This is a genomic window from Bradyrhizobium sp. USDA 4449 (genome assembly GCF_054056275.1).
The window spans coordinates 985,253-1,000,207 of record NZ_JBSRYD010000001.1 but is presented as its reverse complement, the minus strand read 5'-3'; the positions used below and the strand labels follow the sequence as shown (position 1 = coordinate 1,000,207).

Here is a 14,955-nt window from a genome sequence, read left to right as displayed (position 1 = left end):
AACGCGAGCACGCTGGTTGCGCTTCATTTGGGCAGGCGCCGAAACCCGTAGCGCCTGCCGGAGAGACTATCTTGATGATCCGTCGTTTGATGGTTCCGATCACCGCTGCCATGGTCGCCATGGGCGCCGCGGGAGCTTATGCCCAGGGGTTCCCGGCGCCGCTGCCCAATCAGGGCGCAAGCGATCCGGCGTTTCCGCCCGTCAACGGCCGGGCGCCGGTTGCCTCGATCGGCGGCGCGCCGCAAGCCTCGTTCCCGACCAACGGCGCGGCCCCCATCGGTGGCGCCGGCGCTTTCAGTGCGGCCCCGCCGACGCAGGCCGGTCCCGGCGAGGACTGCATGAAGGCGTTCATGCCGCTCCGCGAGGAAGCCGAGAAGCGCGGCAAGCTGATCAAGGCCGCCAGCGATCGCCACGCCCCGCCTGACGAAGCCTGCAAGTTGATCAGGAACTTCAGCCAGGCTGAGCTCAAGATGATCAAATACATCGAGAGTCACGCCGCCAAATGCGGAATCCCGCCGAACGTCGGCGAGCAGATGAAGACCGGTCACAAGAATACCGAGTCGATGCAGACGAAGGTCTGCAACGTCGCGCAGCAGATGGCCAACCAGCCGCGCGGCCCGGCCGGGCCGTCGCTGAGCGAGGTGTTGGGTTCAGGCACTGCGCCGGAAGCCAATGCCGGCAAGAAGGGCGGTAGCACCTTCGACACGCTCAACGGCAACGTTCTCACCCGATGAGTGACGCATCCGCCCGCGTTGCCGACTCTACCGGCAACTGGGTCGATACGCTTGCGCCGCACTGGGCGCGGCCCTATTTGCGGCTGTCCCGCTTTGATCGTCCGATCGGTTCCTGGCTGCTCCTGATGCCATGCTGGTGGTCTGCGGCGCTCGCTAGCGGCATGGCGCATGACGTCCACCGCCTGCCGCGCGTGATCGTACTGTTCTTCATCGGCGCCTTCGTGATGCGCGGCGCCGGCTGCACCTGGAACGACATCACCGATCGTGACCTCGACGACAAGGTCGAGCGCACGCGCTCGCGGCCGCTGCCGTCAGGGCAGGTGACGACGAAGCAGGCGCTGGCCTTCATGGTCGCGCAGGCGCTGATCGGTCTCGTGGTGCTGCTGCAGTTCAACCGCTTCGCGGTCGCGACCGGCATCGCCTCGCTTCTGATCGTCGCCGTCTACCCTTTCATGAAGCGCATCACCTGGTGGCCGCAGATCGTGCTCGGGCTGGCCTTCTCCTGGGGCGCGCTGATGGGATTCGCCGTCACCTTCGGACACATCGGTGTCACTGCGCTGGTGCTCTACGCCGGCGCGATTTCGTGGGTAATCGGCTACGACACGATCTATGCGCATCAGGATGCCGAGGACGACGCGCTGATCGGCATCAAGTCCACCGCGCGCCTGTTCGGCGCGCATACGCATCGGGCGCTGATCCTGTTCTATCTGGTGGCGGTGATGCTGATCGGTGTCGCGCTGGCGTCAGGCGATGCGCGATGGCCGGCGTGGCTCGGGCTTGCCGCCTTTGCCGCGCATCTGGCGTCGCAGATCATGCGGCTCAGGATCGACGATCCTGAGCTGTGCAAGCGGCTGTTCTATTCGAACAAGTATGCCGGGGCCTTGCTGTTCGCGGGATTGCTGGCCGACGCGGTGATCCGCGCGGCCTAGGTCCGCGCGATGATCTCGCGCTCCGCACGATGAATCGGCAGCTCGCGCGCCATGGCGGTGCGGCGGCGCATCAAAAATTTCGGACGACGATCGCGGATCGCATTGGCGCGGCGGCGACGCGGTGCCGGCTTGCGGGCAGCTTCGTCGAGCTGCGGCAGCGCGAACAGCTCGCTCCAGATCGCCCAGGCCTCGGCAAGATCGTCGCCATCGGCGCTGATCAGCAGCGGAACGGAGAGTGAGGGGTCGCGATGCACCAGCACGAGGGTCTGCGCCGCGTCACTGCCGCGCAGCGCGACGCCGGTGAAGTCGCTGACACGCACGTTGATCGCCATCTGCATGCCGCGAACGGCACGGCGTAACACGACACGTTCGCGATGAAGCTCGACCTGCCTGGTATAGCCGTCGGCACGCGGATCATGCGCATCGAAGCGGACCGGAAGGGAAAGAGGGTCGAGCCGCAGAGAGCGGCTCGACCCGGTGGGGTTGACCCCACATGTTGCTGTTTGACGCCTCACGGCTTTCGTTCTCCCCGCCAGGATTATGTTCCCGGTCGATGCGAGGACCTTAACGCGGGCCTTTCCGAAACCGCTTAAAAAGGCTGGTTAACCCACCGTCACTGCGGCTCATGATTGACAAGACCTTGGCGCGCATGATTGACGAGACGTTGCGCGAGAGCAGCGAATCTGAGCTTTTACAGGCTGAAAATGCTTGAAGTCCGCGCGATCAGGGCACATCTGTGGTTCCGGTCCCCGAACCCCGCCCCAACAGGATTTCGTTTGTGAACCCTTCACCAAGCTCGACGCTTTCGTCCAAAGCCAATCGCGACCTGTTCGATCAGTCCGCGCTCTCCGATCTCGCGCAGCGCCTGGTCGAGGCGGCGAAGCGCGCCGGCGCGGATGCGGCCGATGCGGTCGCGGTGCGCGGCATCTCGCAAGGCGTCGAGGTGCGCGACGGCCGCGTCGAGGAATCCGAGCGCTCCGAAGGCGACGATGTCGGCCTGCGCGTGCTGGTCGGCCAGCGCCAGGCCGTAGTCTCCACCAATGACGCGAGCGGAGACGCCGTGACCAAGCTTGCCGAGCGCGCCGTCGCGATGGCGCGGGTTGCGCCCGATGACAAATATGTCGGGCTCGCCGATCCAGCGCTGCTCGCGCGCGATTTCCCCGATCTCGATCTGCTCGATCCCGATGTGCCCGCCACGGCCGAGCTCGAGCGCCGCGCGCTTGAGGCCGAGGCTGCGGCACTTGCCGTGAAGGGCGTGAGCAAATCCGGCGGCGCTTCGGCTTCCGCTGGCATCGGCGGCATGGTGCTCGTCACCTCGACCGGCTTCCACGGCTCTTATCTGCGTTCCAGCCAGGGCATCTCGGCGACCGCCATCGTCGGTGAAGGCACCAGCATGGAGCGCGACTACGACTTCACCTCGGCGCCGCACGGTGCCGATCTGCTGTCGCCCGAGACCGTCGGCCGCTCCGCCGGCGAGCGCACCGTGGCGCGCTTCGGTCCGCGCAAGGTCGAGACCTGCAAGGTGCCGGTCGTGTTCGATCCGCGCGTTGCGGGTTCACTGGTCGGCCATGTCGTCGGCGCCATCAACGGCGCCTCGATCGCACGCAAGACCAGCTTCCTCAAGGACAAGCTCGGCCAGCAGCTGTTTGCGAAAAACATCCGCATCGTCGACGATCCCCTGCGCAAGCGCGGCCTGCGCTCGCAGACGTTCGACGCCGAGGGCGTCGCCGTGAAGAGAACTGCACTGATCGACGAGGGCGTGCTGACGACCTGGCTGCTCGACTGCGCCACCGCGCGCGAGCTCGGTCTCACCACCACCGGCCATGCCCATCGCGGCGTCTCGTCCTCACCATCGCCCGGACCGTACAATCTGCATCTCGAGCCGGGCACACCGACGCCGGCCGAACTCATCGCCGACATCAAGCAGGGCTTCTACGTCACCGATCTGATCGGCTCCGGGGTCAACGGCGTCACCGGCGATTACAGCCGTGGCGCTTCCGGCTTCTGGATCGAGAATGGCGAGCTTACCTATCCCGTCAGCGAGGTGACGATCGCCGGCCACCTGTTCGAGATCTTCAAGTCGATGCAGCCGGCCAACAATCTCGAGTTCCGTTACGGCATCAATGCGCCGACGGTGCGCATCGAGGGTTTGACGCTTGGCGGGCGCTGATCTTTCGGACGCGACCATCCTGAGACGCGATGTAGCGTTGCTGCAAGACACGGTGCGGGAGGCGGGCGCGCTCGCGCAGTCGATGTTCCGCACCGAGCTGAAGACGTGGATCAAGGGCGCATCCTCGCCGGTTTCGGAAGCCGACATCGCGGTCAACGATTTTCTGGAAGGGCGCCTGCGCGGCGCCAGGCCTGATTATGGCTGGCTGTCGGAGGAAAGCGCCGACGATGCGACCCGGTTGTCGCGGCGGCTGACCTGGGTGGTCGATCCGATCGACGGCACACGCAATTATTTGAATGGCCATGACGAATGGTGCGTCAGCGTCGCGCTGGTCGAGGATGCCTCGCCCGTGCTGGCGGCGGTGTTCGCGCCTGCCAGCGGCGAGTACTTTTTCGCCGTCCGCGGCCAGGGCTCGCTGCTGAATGACAAGCCCGTGCGGGCAACACCCGGGACCGCGCTCGATTTCGCACGCGTCGCAGGCCCCAAGCCTCTGGTCGAGCGCCTGAAGCCGTCACTCGGCGACATCAAGCTGCATCCGCGAATCGGCTCGCTGGCGCTGCGGCTGTGCCGGGTCGCCAATGGCGGGCTCGATGCGGCCTTTGCCGGCGGCAATAGCCATGATTGGGACCTTGCGGCGGCCGATTTGATCGTGCAGGAAGCGGATGGTAGGATGAGCGACCTCTCTGGAGATCCCATCTTCTATAATCGCCGGGAAGTGACGCACGGGGTGCTTGTGGCAGCGGGACGCGATCGTCATGCGAGCATTGTCGCGCATTTTCGAAACCGTCCCCCGGCCTGAGCATCGTCGCCGCGCTTGTCGAACACTGCTTGCCGGGCAACCTGTTAGGAACCGAATCCATGTCAGATAGTGCCCCGCAACAACTGCTTCACCTCGTCATCGGGGGTGAGTTGCTCGATCTCGAGCACAACACCTTCAAGAACCTCGACGATGTCGAGATCGTCGGCCTGTATCCGAACTATGCCTCCGCCCATGTCGCCTGGCGTGCCAAGGCGCAGAGCACGGTCGACAACGCGCAGATGCGCTATTTCATCGTCCACCTCCATCGGCTGCTCGACCCCAACCAAGAACCGAAGCCGGCGCGTTGAAAAAACTGCTTCGCAATGCGCTGCGAAGCAGCCTTGTTCAGCGTGCCGCCGGGGTCCTGGCGGCCGAATATCTGCGCTTTGTCTGGCGGACCAACAGGTTCACGTTCGATCCACCCGACGTCTACGACCTCGTCGAGCCGCAGATGCCGGCGATTTTCGCATTCTGGCACGGCCAGCATTTCCTCACTCCGTTCATCAAGAACAAGGATTCCTACCGCGCCAAGGTCCTGATCTCCCGCCACCGCGACGGCGAGTTCAACGCGATCGCGGTCGAGCGGCTCGGCGTCGGCACCGTCAGGGGGTCCGGGGATCACGGCGGCGCCTTCCACCGCAAGGGCGGGGTCGGCGCCTTCAGGGAAATGGTGTACACGCTCGAGGACGGTTGTAATGTCGCGCTGACCGCCGATGTGCCGAAGCGCTCGCGCGTGGCAGGCCTCGGCATCATCATGCTGGCACGGGAATCGGGGCGGCCGATCATGCCTTTTGCAATGGCGACCAGCCGCTTCATCCGGCTCAAGAACTGGGACCGCACCACCATCAACCTGCCGTTCGGCCATGGCGTCCTGGTCGGCATCAAGGAAATTCACGTCCCCGCGGATGCCGATGCGGCCACCATGGAAGCGCTGCGGCTGGATCTGGAAGAGACTCTGAACGAAGCGACTCGTCGCGCCTATGAGCAACTCGGCCGGCCGGGACCTGCAGATGGCTAGCTCGCTGCCCAACTCGCTGCCCAAGTCCTTGCCGATGACGCTGCGGATGTATCGGCGCCTCGCCACCGGCCTGGTGCCGCTCGCGCCTGCGCTGATCAAGCGGCGGCTGAAGCAGGGCAAGGAAGATCCCGCGCGCGTCGGCGAGCGGCGGGGGCTCTCCCGCGACGTGCGGCCGCACGGCCCGCTGGTCTGGATTCACGGCGCCAGCGTCGGCGAGGTGCTGGCGGCAGCCGCGCTGATCGAGCGCCTGCGCGATCTCAACCTCCGCATCCTGCTCACCTCGGGCACCGTCACTTCGGCTGCCGTCGTGGCCAAGCGTTTTCCGCCCGACGTCATCCATCAATACGTGCCGTATGATTCCCCGCGCTACGTTGCGCGCTTCCTCGATCACTGGCAGCCGTCGCTGGCGCTGTTCATCGAATCCGACCTCTGGCCGAATCTGATTCTGGCGGGCGCGGCGCGCCGGGTGCCGATGGTGCTGATCAACGGGCGGATGTCGCCGCGCTCCTTCCCGCGCTGGCGGCGGATGCACGGCACCATCTCGGCGCTGCTGTCGCGCTTCGACATCTGCCTCGCGCAGTCGAAGCTGGACGCGGAACGCTTCTCCGCGCTCGGTGGCCGCGACGTCGTCACGACAGGCAATCTCAAGCTCGACGTGCCGGCGCCGCCCGCCGATCCCGCCAAGCTCGAGCGGCTGATGGCGATGACGCGCGGGCGTCCGATCATCGTCGCGGCCTCGACCCATCCGGGCGAGGACGAGATGCTGGTCGCCGCGCACCGCAGCCTCGCCGGCGTCTTTCCGCATCTTCTGACCGTGATCGTGCCGCGGCATCCGGATCGCGGCTCATCGATTGCGGGCATGATCGCGGCGTCGGGCCTGAAGCCGGCGCTGCGCTCGCGCGACGAGCAGCCGACCGCCGTGACCGACGTCTATGTCGCCGACACCATGGGCGAGCTCGGCCTGTTCTACCGCCTCTCGCAAGTCGTGTTCATCGGCAAATCGCTGGTCGGCGAAGGCGGACAGAATCCGATCGAGGCGATCAAGCTTGGTGCGGCGATCGTCCACGGACCGAACGTCGCCAATTTCAGCGAACTCTATGCGGCCCTCGACCAGAGCGGCGGCGCGCGCCAGGCCGACACGCAGGAGGCGCTGACCAGGCAGCTCGGCCTGTTGCTGGCCGAGCCGACCGTGCGCGACAAGATGCAGCGCGCCGGCGCCGGCGTGGTCGAGCAGCTCGGCGGCGCGCTCGATCGCACGATGACGGCGCTCGAGCCGTATCTGATGCAATTGCGGATCGAGATGGGAGCCGCCAATGCGTGAGCCGGCCTTCTGGTACCGGCCGCGTTCCCCGAAGTCGCATCTGCTCAGCCCATTGGGCGCGCTCTATGGCGCCATCACCGCACGCCGCATGGCCCGCACGGGTTTTGACGCCGGCATTCCCGTGCTCTGCGTCGGCAATTACCATGTCGGCGGCGCCGGCAAGACGCCGACCGTGCTGGCGTTGACCAGGCTGTTGCGCGAGCTCGGCGAGACCCCGGTGGTGCTCAGCCGCGGCTATGGCGGGCGCTTGCACGGCCCGGTCATGGTCGATCGGTTTCGTCACACCGCCGCCGATATCGGCGACGAGCCGTTGATGATGGCGCGCGACGTTGCCGTCGCGGTGGCACGCGATCGCCGCGACGGCGTCGCGCTGGCGAAATCCCAAGGCGCCACCGTGATCCTGATGGATGACGGCTTTCAGAACCCCCTTCTGTTGAAGGATGCCTCGCTGATCGTGATCGACAGCGAACGCGGCCTCGGCAACGGCAAGGTGTTCCCTGCGGGCCCCCTGCGCGCGCCGCTGAGAGCGCAGCTCGCGCGCACCGATGCGCTGGTGCTGATCGGCGACGGTCAAGCCGCGGAGGATGTCGCTGCCCAGCTGGCTGCGCGCAACAAGCCGGTGCTGCGTGCGCATCTGAAGCCGGATGCGGCCTCGGTCGCGCAGCTCTCCGGCAAACCTGTCTTCGCATTTGCCGGCATCGGCGATCCCGAGCGCTTCTTCCGCACATTGCGCGCCAGCGGCATCACCGTCGCGCGCACGCGCGCCTTCGCCGATCACCACGTGTTTTCGCAAGCCGAGATCGCCGCGCTCGTGGCGGATGCCTCGCGCGAGCAGCTCACGCTGGCAACGACGGAAAAAGATCTCGCGCGCCTGTGCGGCACCGATTGTGTGCCTGATGGCATCATGCCGTTCGCGGTCCAGCTCGAGTTCGATGAACCGGAAAAGCTGCGGCGATTGATCGGCGATCATCTGTACAACGCGCGCGAGCGCCGATTCAGCGCGCCTTGATCTCGTACGTTGGGCAACGTTTCTGCCCTAGCCCGAAAGCGACATGTCGCCGCTGGCGGAATCCTCTTCCGCGTGTTCGGGAGTTGATGTAGCCTTCGATGAGAGCCGTCACCGGGACGTGCCGAACTCCCGGCAATTATCGGCGGCGTTGATGCCCACGGCGGGCAGCGTACCTTGCCATTTCAAATGCGGTGGCCGGAACGACGAGTTCGGAACGGCAGGGAGGACTGTTTTCAAAAGCTCAGAGGAGAACATGCCATGCATTTTTGCCTCACAGGTCAATACACCCCACGCGCTCTCAATGCCATCCTGGAAAATCCCACGACCAATCGCCAGGAAGCGGCGAGAAAACTCATCGAGGCGGCCGGCGGAAAGCTGATATCGATGTACAGCGTTGCGACCGACGGCCCAGGCGTTCTCGTGATCTTCGACGTGCCTGATCCGGGTGCGGCCCCGGCCATCTCGGGGCTCACCGTGACGGCGGGCACCCTGCAGAACGTGAAGCTGACGCGCTTGTTCACCCAGGACGAGATCAAGCAGGTTCGCCAGAACGCCGCGAAGCTGCGTTCATCGTATTCGCCGCCCGGAAGCTGACATCCGGATTGGAAGCGGGCCGCCGCAATCGTGCTACGCGGCGGCAACGCTTCCCACGTGGAGCAAAACATCCCAGCTCGAGGTGAAGTGCGCTGGCGTCCATTGACGGACGACGGCGCGGTGCGTGTGTCCGGGCCGCTTCAGTGGGGCACGTGGTGAGCGGGCTTGCGATGTGTGTCCATCCCGCCATCGGAAGTCCGAGTTGCGGGGAGATGATCCGCGTCGAGAGCTTCAGCGCGTTCAGGTGCGATCAGAAGCTGTTTTCGCATCTCGGCGAGACGGGCGCGGCAATATTCACGATAGAGCAACTCGAATATGGCGGACATGATCACCCCATCGTTTGGCTTGATATTCCACCGCGAATTTTCGTGGTGATCGTAGCCCGCCAGATGGCTCTTCGATATGAGCCCGTTCACAGACTGCGTCGGTTCCAAAGCGCCATGGCCGTTTGGGCGACTTGATTGTCTGTGCGATAAAAAGAGCAGGGCCGATGACCTAGCATGCAGTGTAGCAGCCTTGTGTTTCACCAGCACTTCGTCAAACAACTTGAGGGCGCCGATCCGCAAAAAAATTCCAACCACAGAGCGAACTGACTTGCCGGGAAGTGCAGCGACTTTTCGATTTAATGCTTTGGCGGAAGAGTCCGCCAACCCGGCCAGCTGCCGCAACTGATCAGCGATCGTCGCTACGAGGCCCGCGAGCGGCGCTTCAGCACGCGATGATCTCGCCGCAAGACAGATCTCGTAGGGGTTAGTCGAAGGCGTAACTTACCCTTCGGCATTCCGCTATTCAGCCGACATTCATCGCAAGACCGCTATCGCTCTCCGGCGATCCTGGAGACTCCGATGAAACCGTTCTCTGCTGCCCTCGCCGCCGGTCTTGTGTGTCTGATCGTTGCGCCGGTGTTTGCGCAGACGCCGCCCGCTGCTCCGGCCGCCGCGGTGCCGGTTCCCGCGACCAAGCGCGTGACGTGTCTCGGCTCGACGCAGAATCTGAAAGGGCAGGACAAGCGCGACCAGATGCAGCTCTGCATGGCACAGGCGCGGCTCGATTGCCTGAAACAGGCGATCGATCAGAAGGTGGTCGGCGAAGCGCGCAAGAGTGCGATCAAGACCTGCGTGGGCACCGATGATCCCAGGCAGCAATAGCCGCGCGCGCGAAGCCTCACGATTGCGGTTTCGGCGCGTTGGGGAAATGCCGCTGCAGCACGGCGGCGGGCGTGGCGTAGGCTTCCTGCAGGTCCACGCTCCAATATTTCAGCTCGTCGAGCGGGATCCGCGTGTCGGTGATGGCGCAGCGCACGAACGTGCCCGGCGAGATCACGCGGAAGTCGCCGTCGAGATATTGCACCTGCGCTTCGCCATTGCCCGAGGGGCCGAACTTGTTCAGCACGGTCGAAAGTCTCCGTGGAAGGGCCCTCCCTGGAAATCCTTGATGGAAGACCTCGGGGGGTACGATGTGTTGGACCTGAAGTAGCACAGATAGGGTGGCTTGTCCGCCCGTTAAACCCACCGGTTTGTGATGTTTTGCCGCCGTTTGTGCATGATAGTGCTGGGAGCCTTACGGTACCGCCTGGGACAGAGTCCGATGCGTTTTCGACTGACCGCCCTGTTCCTGACTGTCTCGATGTCGGCCGCGCACGCGGCTGCGGCGTCGTCGGCGCCTGCGCAGGTCGAGATTCCCCTGTCGTCGGGCATCCTTCATGCGCAGCTGTTCAAGCCCGAGGGCGCGGGGCCGTTCCCGACCGTGATCGCGCTGCACGGCTGCGGCGGCCTCGGCAGCCGGTCCGATTCCGTCCAGCCGCGCTATCGTGACTGGGCCGAACGTCTGCTCAAGGCGGGCAATGCCGTGCTGCTGCCCGACAGCTACGGCTCGCGCGAGCTTGGGCCGCAATGCCGCGTCAAGGATACGCACGTCAAGGCGCGGCGCGAACGCGTCACCGACATTGCGGCGTCGCGGGCCTGGCTGATGAAGCAGAATTGGGTGGCGCGCGACCGTGTCAGCCTGATCGGCTGGGCCAACGGCGCCAGCGCGCTGCTCTGGGCCGTGCGTCCGCAAGCGGTGGCGCGCGAAACAGGCCCGGATTTCCGCGCCGCGATCGCGTTCTATCCGGATTGCCGGATCTCCGCCGGCCTCGGCTGGAGCACGCGGGTGCCGACGCTGGTGTTGATCGGCGCCAATGACGACGTCTCGTCGCCGCCGGCCTGCCGCCAGATGGTGGACGGCGCGCATGGCCGCAGCGCGCTCGCGCGTATCGTGGTCTATCCCGGCGCCTATCACGATTTCGACCGGGCCAACACGCCGCTGCACGCCGCCGCCGCCAGCAGCGACGCCGCCGCGCCCGACCGCGGCCATCTCGGCACCGATACCGAAGCGCGCGCGGAATCGCAGAAGGAAGTCGCGGAGTGGCTGGCGCGGTAGCAACGCCTTAGTTCGACCATGATGTCGGCTAAACGCATCTGTCATGCGCAACCGCATCGTCATCTTCTCATCCGCACTGGTCGTCTTCACCGTCGCCGTGTTCCTGTTCGAAGCCCACGCCGGCTCGCCCCTGCGCGCACCTGATCATTGCGGCTTCTGGACCACGATGGAGGCGGGGTTGTCCTGCCGGTAGGCGGCGGACCACGGACCAACGATCTTCACCACATCTTGTAAGAGTTCGTTGTTGGTTTCGTTGCAGCAGCACGCAGTCGTGCCGTGCGGCACACTGCGCTCCCTCCCCACAAGGGGGAGGGAACGCGGCGGTGCTTGCAGCAACATCGCGCCTCTAAAACAAACTGCCCTGATCCACCGGCTTCCGCTTCGGCGCGGGCTTCGCCTCCTGCGCCGTGGCCTTCGGCTGCGCCGGCGCGCGCTTGGCCGTCGGCGCCGGCCGATCCGCATCCGCGGTCGCCCCCACGCGTCCATCCCCGAACTCGATCTCCACGCGTGCGCCGGGACCGATCGCGTCGGCCGAATGCAGCGGATGGCCCGCTTGGTCGCGCACCAGCGCAAAGCCGCGGGCGAGCACGCCGCGATAGGACAAGGCGGACAGCAGCTTGCCGCTGTTCTCGACGCGGGCGTCCAGCCGCTGCAGCAGGGTGACCAGCGCGCGCCCCGCGCGTTCGGCCAGGCGATGGGTGCGCTCGCGCTGGCGGGCAATCGCATTGCGCTGCGCCTGCGCGTTGGAGAGCTTTGAGGCGCGCAGGCGCACTTCGAGTCCGGCAAAGCGGTCGCGCCGCCGCCGCAGCAGCGAGCGCGCGGACAGGCCGAGCCGTTCGCCGCAGACCGTGAGGCGATGATCGGCCTGCGCGATCTGGCCGTGCAGCACCCGCAGCGTCAGCTTGGCGCTTGCGGCGGTGAACCTGCGGAAATGCGCATGCGTGTTGGCCTTGAGCCCGCGGGGCAGGGCGCTGCCTGCCGAATCCAGCCGCTGCCGCGGGATCGCGAGCAGATCTGACGCAGCGGGCAGCGCGCGTGCCGCGGCGCGCAATTCGTTGCGGCGGTTTTCATGGCCACGCTGCCAACAGGCCCGCGTGCGCCGCGCGAGATCGGCGACCTCGACGAACAGATCGCTGCGCACGGGGACTGCCATTTCGGCCGCCGCCGTCGGCGTCGGCGCGCGCTTGTCGGCGACGAAATCGATCAGCGTGATGTCGGTCTCGTGGCCCACCGCCGAGATCAGCGGGATCATGCTCTCGGCTGCTGCGCGCACCACGATCTCCTCGTTGAAGGACCAGAGATCCTCCAGCGAGCCGCCGCCGCGCGCGACGATGAGCACGTCGGGCCGCGGAATCCTGCCGCCCTCGGGCAAGGCATTGAAGCCGCGGATTGCGGCCGCGACCTGCTCGGCCGAGCCTTCGCCCTGGACTTTCACCGGCCACACCAGCACGTGACGGGGAAAGCGGTCCTCGAGCCGGTGCAGGATGTCGCGGATCACGGCGCCGGTCGGCGAGGTCACCACGCCGATCACCTCGGGCAGCCAGGGCAGCAGCTGCTTGCGCGCCTCGTCGAACAGGCCCTCGGCGGCGAGCTTCTTCTTGCGCTCCTCCATCAGCGCCATCAGTGCGCCGATGCCGGCCGGCTCCAGCGCCTCGATCACGATCTGGTATTTCGAGGAGCCCGGATAGGTCGTGAGCTTGCCGGTCGCGATGACCTCCAGCCCCTCCTGGGGCTTGAAGCGCATGCGGCCGTGCACGCCCTTCCAGATCACCGCCTCGATCTTGGCGCTCTCGTCCTTGAGCGCGAAATAGCAGTGCCCGGATGAATGGGCGCCGCGGAATCCGGAGATCTCGCCGCGGACCCGGACATGGCCATAGGTGTCCTCCACCGTCCGCTTCAGGGACTGCGAGAGCTCGGAAACGGTGAATTCGGGCGCGTTGTGAAGAGGTTCCGCAGGCGGCATCGGCAATCGATTCGGCATTTTGGGGTCAGTTCAGACGTTAAGGATTTTCGCAGCGCGACGCCATCCGGGGGATTGATTGGGAGAGTACTCTGTATTATAGAGTTCTCTATTGATTGGAAGTTCAGGGAGTTTGGACCATGGCGATACCGATACTGCGAGGTGTTTTGGGCTTGCTCAAATGGGGCCTGTGCGCGGTCGGCGCCACGGCGCTGATCCTCACCGCCTTGATCGCGACGCCGTTGCAGCGGCCCGCGGAGATGCGCTCGGTCTCGGACTCCGCCAAGGGCATCGACTGGTCCACGCTGCCGGCGTTGGAGCGCTTCCAGGCCCGCGACGGCACCTGGCTGGGCTATCGGCACTATCAGCCGAAGGGAGCAACCACCGACCGCGGCGCGATCTTCATCCACGGCTCGTCCGGCTCCTCCGGCACCGTCAATCATGCCCTGACGGCCGCGCTTGCCGCGCATGGCGTCGAGACCTGGGCGCTCGATATCCGCGGCCACGGCGCCTCCGGCACGCACGGCGACATCGGCTATGTCGGCCAGCTCGAGGACGACCTCGTCGACTTCGTCGCCCATGTCCGCAAGAGCACGCCCGATCTGCCGCTGACATTGATCGGTCATTCCGCCGGCGCCGGCTTCTCGCTGCGCGTCGCCGCGACGCCGATCGTGCAGGACCTGTTCGTCCGCACCGTGCTGGTCGCGCCCTATCTCGGCTATGACGCGCCGACCAATGTCGCGCATTCCGGCGGCTGGGCCAATCCCGACATCCCGCGCTTCATCGGGCTCACCGCCCTGCGCAAGCTCGGCATCGATTGCTGTTCGCAGCTGCCGGTGCTCGCCTTCGCGGTGCCTGCGAATTCGGAGCGTTATCTGACCGCTGTTTATTCCGACCGCCTGATGCGCAACTTCGCGACGCGCGGCTATCGCCTCGATCTGGCTGCGGTGACGCATCCGATGACGATCTTCGGCGGCGCCGAGGACGAGATGATGATCTCGGCCAGATATGCCGAGACCGTGCAGGCGATCAGGCCTGATATCGACGTCAAGATCATCGACGGCGTCAACCACATGGGTATGGTCACCCATGCGAAGGCGGTCAACGCGATCGCCGACGACGTGGCGACGCGGGGCGCAGGCCAGTCATGATCGACAGCAAGGAGGCGTCCGCAGCGCTGGCCGATATCGACGACATCGTCCAGCGCGTGAAGCAATCGCAGCTCTATGAGCTGGCGAGCCTCGGGGCGATATGGTGGGGCATGCTGGTCTTCGCCGGCAATCTCGTGACCTGGCTCTGGCCCTTCTACGCGCGTTACGCCTGGCCGACCGTCGACATCCTGGGTGTCGGCGGATTGATCGCGCTCCGCTGGCTCACGCCGTCACGTCTCCATGGTGCCGCCTTCGACGTCAGGGTGCCGCTGGTGTTCGCGCTGTTCTTCGCATTCGGTTATGTCTGCACCAACGTGCTCGGTCATTTCGGCCCACGCGAGCTCGGCGCATTCTGGCCTGTTTATTTCATGCTGTTCTACATGCTTGCCGGTCTGTGGTTCGGCACTGCGTTCGTCGCGATCGGACTCGGCATCACCGCACTGACGCTGGTCGGCTTCTTCACCATCGGCGAAGCCTTCCCGCTCTGGATGGCCTTCGTCAACGGCGGCGGCCTGATCCTGGGCGGCCTCTGGATGCGGCGGATCTGATGGCCGAACTCGACGACATCATCCACCAGCCGCTGCGGCTGAAGATCATGGCGGCCCTGAACGCGCTGCCGGTCGCCTCAGGCCTGGAATTCGCGCGGCTGAAGAAACTCACCGGCGCCACCGACGGCAATCTCGGCGCACATATCGAGACGCTCGCCAAGGCGGGCTACGTCTCGGTCGACAAAGCCTTCGTGGGGAAGAAACCGCAGACCACGGTGACGGCCACCGCGGCGGGCCGCGGGGCGTTTGCGCGGCATGTCGCGACCCTGCAGGAAATCATTGCGGGGAAGCAGCTGTAACG

19 protein-coding genes are annotated in these 14,955 nt (G+C 65.7%); 15 read left to right on the top strand and 4 right to left on the bottom strand.

Annotated elements, in window-relative coordinates; translation table 11 throughout:
* The first annotated feature begins 74 nt into the window (after positions 1 to 74).
* A complete protein-coding gene (locus ACVIIW_RS04745) occupies positions 75 to 734 on the top strand; it encodes a hypothetical protein (RefSeq protein ID WP_456699678.1) in 660 nt (219 codons plus the stop codon).
* Positions 731 to 1,663, top strand: coding sequence for a 4-hydroxybenzoate octaprenyltransferase (ubiA, locus tag ACVIIW_RS04740; protein ID WP_456699677.1), 933 nt, complete (start codon positions 731 to 733; stop codon positions 1,661 to 1,663). Before ACVIIW_RS04745 ends, ubiA begins: the two co-directional genes overlap by 4 nt.
* On the opposite strand, the gene ACVIIW_RS04735 is transcribed toward ubiA, so the two are convergent.
* Positions 1,660 to 2,178 carry a DUF6101 family protein gene (locus tag ACVIIW_RS04735; protein WP_456699676.1) on the bottom strand — a complete coding sequence of 173 codons (519 nt, stop codon included), beginning with the start codon at positions 2,176 to 2,178 and terminating at the stop codon, positions 1,660 to 1,662. The genes ubiA and ACVIIW_RS04735 overlap by 4 nt on opposite strands.
* Positions 2,179 to 2,441: 263 nt before the next feature.
* On the opposite strand from ACVIIW_RS04735, the gene ACVIIW_RS04730 reads away from it, so the two are divergent.
* The 7 genes from ACVIIW_RS04730 to ACVIIW_RS04700 all read left to right on the top strand — a co-directional run bounded on the left by ACVIIW_RS04730 (position 2,442) and on the right by ACVIIW_RS04700 (position 8,574).
* A complete protein-coding gene (locus ACVIIW_RS04730; protein WP_456699675.1) occupies positions 2,442 to 3,833 on the top strand; it encodes a TldD/PmbA family protein in 1,392 nt (463 codons plus the stop codon).
* Positions 3,820 to 4,632 carry an inositol monophosphatase family protein gene (locus ACVIIW_RS04725; RefSeq protein ID WP_456699674.1) on the top strand — a complete coding sequence of 271 codons (813 nt, stop codon included), beginning with the start codon at positions 3,820 to 3,822 and terminating at the stop codon, positions 4,630 to 4,632. Before ACVIIW_RS04730 ends, ACVIIW_RS04725 begins: the two co-directional genes overlap by 14 nt.
* 59 nt (positions 4,633 to 4,691) lie before the next feature.
* Entirely contained in the window at positions 4,692 to 4,940 is a 249-nt protein-coding gene (locus ACVIIW_RS04720) for a DUF4170 domain-containing protein (RefSeq protein WP_456699673.1), read from the top strand.
* The gene (locus ACVIIW_RS04715; RefSeq protein ID WP_456699672.1) at positions 4,937 to 5,650 is read left to right on the top strand and encodes a lysophospholipid acyltransferase family protein; all 714 of its coding nucleotides are present in this window, start codon (positions 4,937 to 4,939) and stop codon (positions 5,648 to 5,650) included. Before ACVIIW_RS04720 ends, ACVIIW_RS04715 begins: the two co-directional genes overlap by 4 nt.
* The gene (locus tag ACVIIW_RS04710) at positions 5,613 to 6,971 is read left to right on the top strand and encodes a 3-deoxy-D-manno-octulosonic acid transferase (protein WP_456699671.1); all 1,359 of its coding nucleotides are present in this window, start codon (positions 5,613 to 5,615) and stop codon (positions 6,969 to 6,971) included. Before ACVIIW_RS04715 ends, ACVIIW_RS04710 begins: the two co-directional genes overlap by 38 nt.
* Positions 6,964 to 7,980, top strand: a complete 1,017-nt coding sequence (gene lpxK / locus ACVIIW_RS04705) for a tetraacyldisaccharide 4'-kinase (RefSeq protein ID WP_456699670.1) — start codon at positions 6,964 to 6,966, stop codon at positions 7,978 to 7,980. Before ACVIIW_RS04710 ends, lpxK begins: the two co-directional genes overlap by 8 nt.
* A 258-nt stretch (positions 7,981 to 8,238) precedes the next feature.
* The gene (locus ACVIIW_RS04700; protein WP_456699669.1) at positions 8,239 to 8,574 is read left to right on the top strand and encodes a GYD domain-containing protein; all 336 of its coding nucleotides are present in this window, start codon (positions 8,239 to 8,241) and stop codon (positions 8,572 to 8,574) included.
* Positions 8,575 to 8,714: 140 nt separating this feature from the next.
* On the opposite strand, the gene ACVIIW_RS04695 is transcribed toward ACVIIW_RS04700, so the two are convergent.
* On the bottom strand, positions 8,715 to 9,242 hold the full coding sequence (locus ACVIIW_RS04695; RefSeq protein ID WP_456699668.1) for a hypothetical protein: 528 nt from the start codon (positions 9,240 to 9,242) through the stop codon (positions 8,715 to 8,717).
* A gap of 177 nt (positions 9,243 to 9,419) precedes the next feature.
* Here ACVIIW_RS04695 and ACVIIW_RS04690 point away from each other — a divergent pair, with 177 nt between their 5' ends.
* Positions 9,420 to 9,722: a hypothetical protein gene (locus ACVIIW_RS04690; RefSeq protein ID WP_456699667.1), complete on the top strand. Its 303-nt coding sequence runs from the start codon at positions 9,420 to 9,422 to the stop codon at positions 9,720 to 9,722.
* Between the two features lie 16 nt (positions 9,723 to 9,738).
* On the opposite strand, the gene ACVIIW_RS04685 is transcribed toward ACVIIW_RS04690, so the two are convergent.
* Complete coding sequence (locus tag ACVIIW_RS04685) at positions 9,739 to 9,966, bottom strand: DUF2093 domain-containing protein (RefSeq protein WP_212327099.1); 228 nt, start codon at positions 9,964 to 9,966, stop codon at positions 9,739 to 9,741.
* A 195-nt stretch (positions 9,967 to 10,161) separates the two neighbouring features.
* Between ACVIIW_RS04685 and ACVIIW_RS04680 the strand changes: the two genes are divergently transcribed.
* Positions 10,162 to 10,995, top strand: a complete 834-nt coding sequence (locus tag ACVIIW_RS04680; RefSeq protein WP_456699666.1) for a dienelactone hydrolase family protein — start codon at positions 10,162 to 10,164, stop codon at positions 10,993 to 10,995.
* A gap of 43 nt (positions 10,996 to 11,038) precedes the next feature.
* Positions 11,039 to 11,188, top strand: coding sequence for a hypothetical protein (locus ACVIIW_RS04675; protein ID WP_456699665.1), 150 nt, complete (start codon positions 11,039 to 11,041; stop codon positions 11,186 to 11,188).
* A 153-nt stretch (positions 11,189 to 11,341) separates the two neighbouring features.
* Here the strand turns inward: ACVIIW_RS04675 and xseA are convergent, their stop codons facing one another.
* Positions 11,342 to 12,958, bottom strand: coding sequence for an exodeoxyribonuclease VII large subunit (gene xseA, locus ACVIIW_RS04670; protein ID WP_456705088.1), 1,617 nt, complete (start codon positions 12,956 to 12,958; stop codon positions 11,342 to 11,344).
* A gap of 137 nt (positions 12,959 to 13,095) precedes the next feature.
* On the opposite strand from xseA, the gene ACVIIW_RS04665 reads away from it, so the two are divergent.
* From ACVIIW_RS04665 to ACVIIW_RS04655, 3 genes are read left to right on the top strand one after another with little or no spacing between them, the layout of a single operon-like run.
* Entirely contained in the window at positions 13,096 to 14,106 is a 1,011-nt protein-coding gene (locus ACVIIW_RS04665) for an alpha/beta hydrolase (RefSeq protein ID WP_456699664.1), read from the top strand.
* The gene (locus ACVIIW_RS04660) at positions 14,103 to 14,654 is read left to right on the top strand and encodes a hypothetical protein (protein ID WP_456699663.1); all 552 of its coding nucleotides are present in this window, start codon (positions 14,103 to 14,105) and stop codon (positions 14,652 to 14,654) included. The genes ACVIIW_RS04665 and ACVIIW_RS04660 overlap by 4 nt, the downstream gene beginning before the upstream one ends.
* The gene (locus ACVIIW_RS04655; RefSeq protein WP_456699662.1) at positions 14,654 to 14,953 is read left to right on the top strand and encodes a winged helix-turn-helix domain-containing protein; all 300 of its coding nucleotides are present in this window, start codon (positions 14,654 to 14,656) and stop codon (positions 14,951 to 14,953) included. Before ACVIIW_RS04660 ends, ACVIIW_RS04655 begins: the two co-directional genes overlap by 1 nt.
* Positions 14,954 to 14,955 lie beyond the last annotated feature (2 nt).